We start from the raw sequence: 12951 nt of genomic DNA on the forward strand, positions 1-12951 counted from the left end.
GCGATGCCTTTATTACGATGGCTAAGTATTTTGTTTTTCAGCTCATTGTTAGCCGCCTGTGGCGGTGGTGGATCATTAGATAGTGATTCATCTGATGGCGGAGACGGCACAACAGAAGAGCCGAACTATGTTGTGTCTGTTCAAGGCTACAACCAATCTACATCAGAAGAAGCGAATACTGTTACAGCTGATTCACCTCTAACTATTTCGGCAACGCTTACGAATAGCGGTGAAGCTGTTGTTGGCGAAGTAGTCAGCTTTAGTCTTAATGGCGATATTGGCTTGCTTGATCCTGTATCTGGTACGGTATTAACGAATGCGGATGGTGTGGCATCGATTACGTTAACAGCTGGCAATACTGCAGGGGCTGGCATTATTACTGCAACATATGCTAATGGCGAAGATACTTTTACCGATTCTTTTGGCTTTACATCAGACGGTTCTGAAACCGATGACTCAAGTGTCAGTGGCAGTATTACTCTTGATGTGTCAATTCTAGACAGCACTGGCTCGCCATTTACAGTTGCTAACCCTGTTAGCAAGGATAATAAAGGGACAGTTACTGCAACTTTATTAGAAGAAGATCAGCCATTACCGGGGCATCTAATTTCTTTTACAACAAACTATACAGGCAAAATCACTCCTGTATTAGGTACTGCATTAACTGATGAAAATGGTGAAGCTTCAGTAACGTTAAGCAGTGGTGATTCTAAAGGGGCCGGTCAAGTTGTTGCTACATACACAGATGAAAGTGGTAACACAATCACAAAAATAGCAGGCTTTATTTCAAATGGTGATGATGCCCCTGTTGAAAGTGCCGAAGCGGAACTTGATATCAAGCTGTTGCAAGGGTGCGCAACTAACTGGGAGGCTAATCGTAATACAACATCACTTGAAACAACTTACCTAGCTTCAGGTTGTACGGTTGTAAATCAATTCTCATCTGACGAACTCATCGACGTTATGGTCAAAGTGACTGATACAAGTTCTGGTGATGGTATTGACGGTATTATCGCTGAGCTTGCGACAGATCTTGGCGCTTTATTACCAGAATCAGGAAAGGCGCTTACTGACAACTTCGGTTTTGCAATTTTAAAACTACAACCTGGCGCCAATAGTGGCGCGGGTGAGGTGTCTGTTACTGCTAAATCGGTGAGTGCATCAAAAGCATTCGAAATTGCAACTGCAGAGTTAAGTGTAGAAGTTTCAAATGGCTTATATAACAAAGTAGACGATACTGGCAATGTTATTGATGACGAATTTGTGCCACTTGCAGCTGGCGCAACAACAGTTATTACAGTCAGCATTTATGATGCTGACGGTGAGCTGTTTGTAACGCCATTAGATGTTGAGTTTACGTCTGGTTGCGTTGAATCAGATCTTGCTGTTATGGATGAAACCGCGACGAGCATTAGTGGTATTGCAACCGCGACATACAGAAGTAACGGCTGCAACACAACACAAGGTGATACGGTTACAGCAACAGTTCTTACAGGTGGAACACCAAAAGTTGTTTCAGTGAATGTACCTGTATCAGCTGCAGCTGTAAGTTCGATTGAATTTGTTGAAGCAACCGAGAATGTAATTGCACTAAAAGGCACAGGTGGCGTATCGCGAAAAGAAATTAGCCAACTTACATTTAAGTTAACAGACGAAATTGGTAATACGGCTAAACAAAAGCGCTTAGATTTTCGTTTAAGCTCAACGAATGGGGGGATTTCACTTTCTGAGGTAACGGATGCAACTGGTTATTCTCATGCTAGTGTATCTACAGATTCAGAAGGTTTGGCTCGAATTCAAGTTAATTCTGGTTTTGTACCTCAAGCTGTACGCGTGCAAGCATGCTACATACCGGATGAATTTATCCCAGAAGATCAAAATGATAATGTGACTTGTTGGAAAGAACTTTATGACGAATGTCTTCTTGATGAAGCAGATCGAAATGCTAATGTTTCATGCCCAACTGGTGAGCTTTCGTTGGTTTCATTAGATCAACAAGTCACAACTGTATCTGATCTTGTTTCAATCAGCTCCGGCCTTCCTGATGGTAATAGTTTCACCGCTGCACCAACTAATTTTAATATCGAAGCATTAAATTATAATGGTGACCTTGAAGAAATTAACGTTTATCTAGCCGACCACTTTAATAACCCTGTGCCTGATGGCACATCTGTATATTTAACAACAGAAGGCGGTGCTATAGGAACAATTGATGGCACAGAGTTTAACCCTCAGCTGGAATGTAACACGGTTGATGGTGCGTGCGTTGCCCAATGGCGCTCTCAAAATCCAAAACCATTTACAGAAGCTAAATGGGGTAACAGAATCAACAGCGTTAATCCAAAAACTGATGCAATTAACTGTGATCTTTATTTTGGAGCCGCAGCGCCTTGTATGGCAGGTATTTTAAATGCGGCTTTTGATGAGGATGGTGTGCCATTAGGTGGCCGTGCCACAGTTCTTGTAACTGCAAAAGGTCAAGAGTCATTTATCGACATTAATGGCAATGGCCGCTTTGACACCAACGAATATTATAGTGGTTATGATTTAACTGAAGCATTTATCGATCATAATGAAAATGGTTTTTATGATGGTTTAGCTGCAATTTACGACCCAGTTACTGCAACGGTTACAAAGGCCGCTGAAAATTGTCAAGAAGGTGCTACTGATGATCCATGTAGTCCAGAAAATACGAATGCGGGTCATTTTGAAGAAAATTGGGATATTGATCTGAACGGCATGCATACACTCGCTGATGGAAAATATAATGGTCTAGTGTGCCGAGAAGAAGCAACAACGCCTTCAGATAGTGATACTTTTGAAAGCCTGTGCACTAAAGAATTAGTTGATATTCGAGATTCGTTTGAAATCATTATGTCAGGTAGTACAGCTTACTCTCGGTTTGTAGTGACAAAAAATGAATTGCGTAGTCGATTTGCAGCTGCTCTTGCTGAAACAACTGAGGATGATCCTACAGTTTTCACAGATAATGCAATGCAACTTGCTAGGGATATTGAGGAATGTAATCCAATCCGACGTTTTCCTGCAGCTGATGTAAAAGGTGCGTTTGTTCTCGATTTAGAGGAAACAGCTGATACTAATTATTGTGATGTGAGAAATATCAACATTACAACTGCTGATTCTGGTACTGAATTAGCCGCGTTAACTTTCGAAGTTTATTACTCCGATATTTTTAATAATCCAATGCCTGCAGGAACGAGTGTATCAGTAACTACTGATAATGGTGAGTACAGTGGTACTGATGGTTTTGAGCTTCGAAATTCATCAGCAACAGCAGCGTTTGGTGAAACATTATCAATTAGTCGTGAAGCAGAAGGGAATGACAAAGCAGAAGGCTTTTTAACTGTTGAATTTACAACAGGGAAAGGCAACATTTCTACTGCTAGAATAGCAATAAGTGACGATGGCTAATTAATTAGTTATTTGTTTAAATTTAAAAAATGCCAACCAGAAGGTTGGCATTTTTGTTGCTGTTCTATATATTCCCCTTGAAATTACCGCAAAACACCACATTGACTAAATTAGCAACAAAAATTGTTTAATTATTCACTCAATGAAGAAAAGTTTCTATTAAAAGCTTGTAACAATTGGTGTTTGTAGATATACCTATAAATATTCGCGCTCCAATGTTAAAAAATCATACTTATTTGTTTAATGTGATGGATATACATTAATAAGGGCAAAAAACTTTTAAAAATACTCGGTCAGAAATAGGCAGCTATGGGCAAATCACTTGTAATTGTAGAGTCTCCAGCAAAGGCTAAAACAATTAATAAATACTTAGGTAACGATTTCATCGTAAAGTCCAGCGTTGGACATGTGCGTGATCTACCAACTTCAGGTTCAGGCAAAACGAAAACTGCAGCGACGAAAACGCCTGCTGAAGTTCGAAAAATGTCACCAGAAGAAAAAGCTGCCTATAAAAAGCAACGCGATTATAAGAATCTTGTTGCTCGCATGGGTATTGATCCTGAAAAAGGCTGGGAACCACATTACGAAGTCTTACCGGGCAAAGAGAAAGTTGTTCAAGAATTAAAAAAACTTGCAGAAAACGCCGATAAAATCTATCTCGCAACCGATTTGGATAGAGAAGGGGAAGCGATTGCATGGCACCTTGAACAGATTATCGGTGGTGAACCTGAAAAATATAAGCGAGTTGTTTTTAACGAAATCACTAAAAATGCGATTCAGCAAGCATTCGAAACACCCGGTGAATTAAACACTGACATGGTTTACGCGCAACAAGCGCGTCGTTTCCTTGACCGTGTAGTGGGCTTTATGGTGTCTCCATTGCTATGGGCTAAAGTGGCCCGTGGTTTATCAGCTGGTCGTGTGCAGTCTGTCGCAGTACGTTTACTTGTTGAACGTGAACGCGAAATCAAAGCATTTATTCCTGAAGAGTTCTGGGATATCCACGCCGATGTTAAAAATACAGAAGCCGCTTTACGCCTAGAAGTGACCAAACACGCTGACAAGCCTTTTAAGCCAGTTAATGAAGAGCAGGCAATGTCTGCCGTTAGTCAACTTGAAAAAGCCGACTACAAGGTCATTAGCGTTGAAGAAAAGCCTAGTAAGAGTAAACCAAGCGCACCATTTATTACTTCAACCATGCAACAGGCAGCAAGTACACGCCTAGGTTATGGTGTTAAGAAGACCATGATGCTGGCTCAACGCTTATATGAAGCAGGTCACATTACTTATATGCGTACCGATTCAACTAACTTATCGAAAGATGCGGTTGAAATGTGTCGTGATTACGTGACAGAGCAGTTTGGTGAGAAGTATTTACCGAAAGCACCGATTAGTTATAGCTCTAAAGGCAATGCACAAGAGGCGCACGAAGCGATTCGTCCTTCTAGTGTTACCGTTTTGTCTGGTCATTTAGACGGTGTTGAAGCGGACGCTAAAAAACTCTACGAATTAATTTGGCGTCAGTTTGTTGCCTGCCAAATGGTTCCAGCAGAATACGATTTAACAACTCTAACGGTTGGTGCCGGTGATTATCAGTTAAAAGCAAAAGGCCGTGTACTTCGTTTTGATGGTTGGACAAAAGTTCAGCCAGCTGTTCGTAAAAAGAACGAAGAAGATCAATCACTGCCTGCGGTTAAAGAAGGTGATGTACTGACCCTTGTTGAGTTAGATCCTAAACAACATTTTACAAAGCCACCTGCACGTTTTAGTGAAGCAAGTTTAGTTAAAGAATTAGAAAAGCGCGGTATTGGTCGTCCTTCTACGTATGCATCAATTATTTCAACGATTCAAGACCGTGGTTACGTGCGTGTTGAAAACCGCCGTTTCTTCGCCGAAAAAATGGGTGAGATTGTTACAGATCGCTTAGTTGAAAACTTCGAAGATCTGATGAATTTTGATTTTACCGCTAAGATGGAAGGTCGTCTGGATGATATCGCAGAAGGCGAACGTGTTTGGACACAAGTACTTGATAAATTCTATGCGGACTTTTCAACTCAGCTTGAAATTGCCTCTGGCGACGAAGAGCACGGTGGTATGCGTCAAAACCAAATGGTTGAGACTGATATCGATTGTCCAACCTGTGGTCGTAAGATGGGTATTCGTACTGCATCAACCGGTGTGTTCTTAGGTTGTACAGGTTACAACCTGCCACCGAAAGAGCGTTGTACTACGACCATGAACTTGGTGCCCGGCGATGAAGCCATTGCGGCAGACGTGGAAGACGTTGAAACAGAGTCACTAATGCAAATGAAGCGTTGCCCAATTTGTGAAACGGCAATGGATTCATACCTGATTGACGAAACACGTAAATTGCATGTGTGTGGTAATAACCCAGCATGTAAGGGTTATATCGTTGAACAAGGTACCTTTAAAATTAAAGGTTACGACGGCCCTATTATCGAATGTGATAAATGTGGCTCAGATATGCAGTTAAAATCGGGTCGTTTTGGTAAGTACTTCGGTTGTAGTAATGAAGAGTGTAAAAATACACGTAAGTTACTTAAAAACGGTGAAGCTGCGCCACCAAAAGAAGATCCAGTTCATTTACCTGAACTTGAATGTGAAAAATCAGAAGCTTACTTTGTACTGCGTGATGGTGCATCAGGTATTTTCTTAGCTGCAAATACCTTCCCTAAATCACGTGAAACACGTGCGCCAAAAGTTGAAGAGTTAAAACGTTTTAGAGATCGTATTTCTGAAAAGTTCTATTACCTTGCTGACGCACCTGCAAAAGACCCTGATGGTAATCCTTCAGTTGTTCGTTACAGCCGTAAAAATAAAGAGCAGTATGTAATGAGTGAAGTAGATGGTAAAGCCACAGGCTGGACTGCTCACTACCAAAATGGTAAGTGGGTAGAAGAGAGTAAAAAGAAAGCGCCAGCTAAGAAAAAAGCGGCGGCTAAAAAGTAAGTTTACATCTATCTTGATTATAAAAAGGGGTTGCAGTTGCAACCCCTTTTTTATGCTTGTATGACATTGATAATGTCGTTTTTTACCAATATTTGCTTTTAGGCTGTTGTTATTCTGTCATCAACATCAAGACAGGAGATTCAAAATGCAAACACGTTTATCACAACAGCAGATTTTTACAGCCATTAAAAACAAAAAACCGGAGCGCACATCATTGTGTCATCCCGGTTTTTTCTTTATTCTAAGCAGGCGTAAAATTAGATTTGTACGTCTTTTACTTTTTTATAGCCTTCAGCTTCAAGCTCATCGTTTAAACATTTTAATACGTATGGCTTTAATTCTTCGTTGCTGATGTCATCATCTTTTGCCCAGTTTAAACACATTTCAGTGTATTCTTTGATCATTTCAGCTGATGCTTCAGGTGCTTCGTTAGCGATTGCATTCGTTGCTGACACGCTTAAAACAGGTGCCAAAATTAGTGCTAGCAATGCTTTTTTCATTTAATTATTCCTAATCAAAAAAAGTAATTATTACCGGCTAAATTGCACAGTAATGGTGCGCAATGTGTATCTCACTTTGCTTGAGTGAATTTATAAACTAAATTTCAAAAAAAGATAACGAAAAATTTTTATCGTAAAGATAAGCAAAAAATAACCACTCTTTTTGCCTCTAATGCTGGTAATCGTAAGGTCAAAACACGTATTATCGTGCTAATTTTAAAAGAAAAGTGAACTAAGTTATGTCTGAACAAGTGACTCATTCAAAAATAAAGAAAGTACCAACCAAACTAGAGCAAGTTGTGGAGAGTTTTATCTTTCGCTCGCGTTGGTTATTAGCACCATTCTTTATTGGCTTATTAGTCGCTGTGGTATTATTGCTGCTAAAGTTCTTTAAATATTTATACAGTATGGCCTTAAATACGTTCACTGCGTCAAACCAAGAGCTTTTGGTAGGTATTTTGACTTTAGTTGACACTGCGCTACTAGCAGGGCTTTTGCTTATCATCATTTTCAGTGGCTACGAAAATTTTGTGTCAAAGTTGAATATAGACAACCATGAAGATAGGCCTGTGTGGATGGGTAAAGTTGGTTTCTCGGGTCTGAAGATGAAACTGATAAGCGCTATTGTCGCTATATCGGCTGTGGAGCTTTTAAAAGTCTTTATTAGCTCGAACAACCATTCAACAGATGAGCTACTCTGGAAGGTGTTAATTCATGTCACGTTTGTGGTGTCGGGGGTGTTGTTTGCGCTCACAGATTACATTAATAGTAAAACCATGAACCACTAATCCCACGAATAGTAATAAAAAAGCCCTGCAATTGCAGAGCTTGGTTTTTAACAACTGATTATTAATTCAGGGTTGCGTAAAAGCAACCGAACCCGGGCAGAGTGACTGTATTATTGTTTAATTCAGCTGTGTGATGAGAGATCTCAGTATGCTGTGAAGACACAGTATCAGAGATTGTCAGTTCACTACTTTGTGCACCTAAGTTGAATGCACAAAGCATTTTAGTGTCGTTAAGCGTTCTATAAAAAGCAAGCACTGGCTCTTGCGTTTCGATAAATTCAATATCGCCTTCTAACAATACGTTCTTATCTTTACGCCATGCCATAAATTCACGGTAAGCATTCAAAATTGAATCTTTATCTTGATCTTGCGTATTTACCGCAACAGATTTGTGCGCATCGCCCACAGGTAGCCAAGGTTTTACTGTTGAGAAGCCTGCTTGCTCAGCATCTGCTGCATCCCATGGCATTGGTGTACGACAACCGTCACGGCCTTTAAAGTTTGGCCAGAATGTAATGCCATATGGGTCTTGTAAGTCTTCAAATGCGACTTCTGCCTCACCTAAACCAAGCTCTTCACCTTGGTACATACATACACTACCACGTAATGAAGCAAGTAGGGCTGTTAGCATCTTACATTGCTGAGGCTCAATTTCTTCACCTTGACTCCAGCGGCTAGCAACACGTTCAACGTCGTGGTTGCTAAATGCCCAACATGGCCAGCCTTCAGTCATACGCTTCTCTAAAGTGCTAACTGTGGTACGAATATATTCCGCGCTATAGTCGTTAGTAAGTAACTCAAAGCTATAACCCATATGAAGTTTGTCACCACCTGATGTGTACTCTGCCATGGTTGCCAGTGAATCTTCAGATGAGATTTCGCCTAATGCAACTGTACCAGGGTACTTGTTTAGTAGGGCACGAATGTCCTGCATAAAACTAAGGTTCTCAGGTTGCGTATTATTGTAGTAGTGATACTGGAACGCATAAGGGTTGTCTTCGCTAAAGCCTCGACCTTGACGTTTCTCTGGTGGCTTAGCCGGATTATCACGTAATTGAGCATCGTGATAGCAAAAGTTGATTGCATCTAAACGGAAGCCATCAACGCCTTTCTTAAGCCAAAATTCAACATTATCTAATACTGCTTTACGAACTTCAGGGTTATGGAAGTTTAAATCAGGCTGCTCAGCAAAGAAGTTATGTAAGTAATATTGACCACGACGCGGTTCCCATTGCCATGCAGGGCCACCAAAAATTGATAACCAGTTATTTGGTTGTGTGCCATCAGGCTTTGCATCAGCCCACACGTACCAATCTGATTTGTCGTTAGTTTTATCTTCACGGCTATCAAGAAACCATTGATGTTGATCTGAGGTATGGCTCAATACCTGATCAATAATGATCTTAATATCACGTTGGTGTGCTTGCGCAATGAGTTCATCAAAATCGTCAAGGTTACCAAACAATGGGTCGATATCACGATAGTCACTGATGTCATAACCAAAGTCTTTCATTGGTGATTTAAAGAAAGGCGAAACCCAAATAGCATCAACACCTAGGCTTTTAATATAATCAATACGATCAATGATACCTTTGATATCACCAATGCCATCGCCATTGGTGTCTTGGAAACTGCGCGGGTAAACTTGATAAATAACCGCACCTTTATACCACTGCTTTTGAGCCATGTTTTTCTCCATCGTGACACTCAGTGTATGTAAACTGTTAGGCAACCGTTAATGCAATATGTTGCCGGAATGTCAAAAGCATACGTGAAGGGTGAGATACTGTAAAAACTCTGCATACGTATGCACGCCAAATTCATCTTTGTTCTTAGTAAAATTTATTAACTTGATTTAAAAGTAAACAACTCGAATTTCTATCAATAAAATTTACCAATTAGGTTTGCTGGGTTTTAATTATGATCGCGAACGCCAGCTTGGTGCATAATATAGCTGGCTTACACCATAATGGTACAGGGTTTATATTGGTAAGACCAATTATCATTGGTATAGACTAGTAGCTTTAATAATTGCGTTAAGTCACCGTTTAAGCGAGATAAATGGCTTAGTACCTATTTGCGTAACCAAATTAGGGGCAAAAATATAGCGAAAATGTTTCAATACTATTAAATCACACAATAAAATTGATAAATCATTTATATTCATATGGTTACAACTCTATTTTGTAAAAATATTGTTAATGTTCGTGATGGTGGACTACGCTGAATACGTATGCATAAATTTGTTAAGAAAATAATCAGAGCGTTAATATTCAATTCGACAACAAAATCAGTCAGCGAATTACAGCTATTATGTTAATGAATAACTGCAACACGTTGGCATTAAAATTTGGGTAATGGGAAAACATCATGTCTATGTTCAAACCAAGTATATTAACTCTGGCTTTAACAGCCGCAGGTTTAAATAGCTTTGTAGCTTATGCTGCAGAAGAAGACCAAAAAGCAAAAAACGATAACGTTGAAGTTATCGAAGTAAAAGGTTTTCGTGGCAGTGTTGTAGAATCTATTAATACTAAACGCTTCACTCCTGAAGTTGTTGAGTCAATCTCAGCAGAAGATATCGGTAAATTACCTGACTCATCAATCGCAGAATCAATCGCGCGCCTTCCTGGTTTAACAGCACAACGTCTAGACGGTCGAGCTAGCCGTGTAAGTGTTCGTGGTTTCAGTGAAAACGAAAGTGCAACAACATTCAACGGTCGTGAGCAAGTTTCAATCGGCGACAACCGTGGCGTTGAATTTGACCTTTACCCATCAGAAATTATGAGTGGCGTAACGGTATACAAAACACCAAGCGCAGGTATTGAAGCAGAGGGTATTGCTGGCGTTATCGACATGCAAACTGTTAAACCTTTAAGTAAAGGTGAGCAAGTTATCATGTTCAACGGCCAATACGAGCAAACGGGTTTTGATAAATTAAACCCAGACGGTGATGACCAAGGTTTCCGCGGCACGGTATCTTACATTGACCAATTTGCTGATGACACAATCGGTGTTGCATTTGCTTACAACACGATGAGCTCTCCAAACCAAGAAAAACGTTGGAACTCTTGGGGTTACCCTGAATTTACAGGTGAAGATGGTAATACGTACTCAATTTTAGGTGGTGCTAAGCCATTCGTACGTTCATCGACTCTTGAACGTGATACAGCAATGCTTGTTATTGAAGCTGCTCCGACTGAACGCCTAAACATGACATTTGATGCTTTATATGTAGATTTCTCTGATGAGAAAATTTTACGTGGTATCGAAGTGCCATTTGCATGGGGCCAAGGTTCAATTGACCCAAGTTCAGCTGTTGTTGACGCAGATTCTGGTTTCATTACAAGCGCAGTAACTGAAGGCCAACGTGTAGTTGTTCGTAATGACTACGAAGAGCGTAACGCAGAACTAACTCAGTTTGGTTTTAATGCAAAATACGACATCAGCGATGATTGGTCAGTAGAATTTGACGTAAGCCGCTCTGAAGTTGAGCGTCAAATCTGGAGTATCGAAAGCTACTCAGGTACAGGTCGTGGTAACGATAGAGGTGTTGCTGATACGATTGGTTATGAATTTGACGGTGGTAACACAGGGGCACAGTTTAGCCACAACCTTGATTACAGTGATTATGATTTAATTCAACTGGGTAGTCCGTTATCTTGGGGTGAAAGCTTTCCGCTTAATTACAAGTATGGTTTGGTGAATGAAATAGGAGATGATATTTCTGGCTATATGCACCAAGCTCAAGACGGTTTTATCAATGCGCCTGAAATTAACGATGAGTTAAATACATTAAAGCTTGCGGCAAGCAAAGTACTTGATAATGAATATATTAGCCGTGTGTCATTTGGTATGTCTTACCGTGACCGTGAAAAGAGTAAGTTGTCTGAAGGTTACTTCATGACATTATCAGACTTTTCTTTAGATAACCCAGGTATGAAGGCTGTTCCTGAAGAGTATCGATTGGGCTCTACTAGTCTGGACTTTATTGGGATGGGTGACATGATTGCCTATGATACTAACGGACTAGTGAAAGATGGTTATTATGACTTGCTTCGTGAAAGCTTGAATGACTCTAAACACCTAACGCGCTCTTGGACAGTACAAGAGGAAGTAACTGCATTTTTCGTGCAAGCTGACATTAATGCAGAGCTGGGCTCTATCCCTGTAACAGGTAACGTTGGTGTGCGTTATGTGAAAACCAAACAATCTTCACAAGGTTTTGCTGCGGATACAGTAGATCATATAGTGGTGGTATCACCTACGGATATATCTCATGATTACAGCCACTTCTTACCAAGTATTAATTTATCATTTGCCATTGATGAAGAACAAACGGTACGTTTTGGTGCGGCGAAAACAATTTCTCGTGCACGCTTGGATGAAATGAATGCTTCAATCAGTGCCACATATGGTCAACAGCCTGATGAAAACGGAAATTATTGGAATGTGTCAGGTGGTAACCCTAATCTTGAACCTAAAGAAGCAACGGGTTTTGATTTAAGCTACGAAAACTACTTCCATGAAGAAGGTTACTTCGCTGCAGCACTATTCTATAAAGATATAAGTGAGTGGATTTTCGACGGAATATATGAAGTTGATATGAGCGGTGTTGCTAATCCGTCTACTGGTGAAATTCCTGAGTATTCAACGGGTACAGGTTCAGGTAAAGTAAATGGTGGCGGTGGTGACCTTTGGGGTTACGAGCTTTCATTAACATTGCCATTTACCATGTTTAGCGATTCGCTTGATGGCTTTGGTGTAATTATGAGTCACACGGGTGTTGAGCAAGATATCAAAGACCAAAAGGGGAATGATTTTGAGCTACCAGGTTTATCTGACCAAATTGATAGCTTAACAGTTTACTTTGAGCGAAACGGTTTCCAAGCGCGTACTAGCATGCGTAAGCGTAGCGACTTTAAGGGGGACGTTTATGGCCCAGGCTTTGCGACACAACAGGTTGACATTAAAGGCGAAACAATTTGGGATGCACAAATTGGTTATGACTTTAGCGAAGGCGGTGTAGAGAGCCTTGATGGTTTATCTGTAACATTCCAAGTACAGAACATCACAGAAGAGCCGTTCACGTCACTACAAGGTGATAACTCACTTCAAGTACGTGACTACCAAGACTACGGTCGTACATTCCTGTTAGGCTTCAGCTACAAGCTGTAATTAGCTAAAACAGCGATAGAAAATTGCCCTTGTGATTTGTTTTACAAGGGCTTTTTTATATCAGTGAGCTACACTCAATGAAT

Annotated in this window: 6 protein-coding genes; 4 read left to right on the plus strand and 2 right to left on the minus strand. The window is 40.4% G+C overall.

Annotated features, from left to right (window positions below; genetic code table 11):
• The first annotated feature begins 3 nt into the window (after window positions 1-3).
• Both ABMY41_RS00375 and topA read left to right on the plus strand, forming a co-directional pair.
• Entirely contained in the window at window positions 4-3432 is a 3429-nt protein-coding gene (locus ABMY41_RS00375) for a hypothetical protein (protein WP_287241797.1), read from the plus strand.
• A gap of 309 nt (window positions 3433-3741) precedes the next feature.
• Window positions 3742-6402, plus strand: a complete 2661-nt coding sequence (gene topA, locus ABMY41_RS00380) for a type I DNA topoisomerase (protein ID WP_062564522.1) — start codon at window positions 3742-3744, stop codon at window positions 6400-6402.
• Between the two features lie 257 nt (window positions 6403-6659).
• On the opposite strand, the gene ABMY41_RS00385 is transcribed toward topA, so the two are convergent.
• Window positions 6660-6902, minus strand: a complete 243-nt coding sequence (locus ABMY41_RS00385) for a hypothetical protein (RefSeq protein WP_054561654.1) — start codon at window positions 6900-6902, stop codon at window positions 6660-6662.
• Between the two features lie 239 nt (window positions 6903-7141).
• On the opposite strand from ABMY41_RS00385, the gene ABMY41_RS00390 reads away from it, so the two are divergent.
• Window positions 7142-7690, plus strand: coding sequence for a TIGR00645 family protein (locus ABMY41_RS00390; protein ID WP_058585177.1), 549 nt, complete (start codon window positions 7142-7144; stop codon window positions 7688-7690).
• A 61-nt stretch (window positions 7691-7751) separates the two neighbouring features.
• Here the strand turns inward: ABMY41_RS00390 and ABMY41_RS00395 are convergent, their stop codons facing one another.
• Window positions 7752-9377 (minus strand): alpha-glucosidase family protein, encoded by a 1626-nt coding sequence (locus tag ABMY41_RS00395; protein WP_289096487.1) that lies wholly within the window; start codon window positions 9375-9377, stop codon window positions 7752-7754.
• A gap of 683 nt (window positions 9378-10060) precedes the next feature.
• Between ABMY41_RS00395 and ABMY41_RS00400 the strand changes: the two genes are divergently transcribed.
• Window positions 10061-12868 carry a TonB-dependent receptor gene (locus ABMY41_RS00400; protein WP_289096488.1) on the plus strand — a complete coding sequence of 936 codons (2808 nt, stop codon included), beginning with the start codon at window positions 10061-10063 and terminating at the stop codon, window positions 12866-12868.
• Window positions 12869-12951 lie beyond the last annotated feature (83 nt).

This window comes from Pseudoalteromonas sp. BZA4, assembly GCF_040104395.1.
Classification (GTDB): domain Bacteria; phylum Pseudomonadota; class Gammaproteobacteria; order Enterobacterales; family Alteromonadaceae; genus Pseudoalteromonas.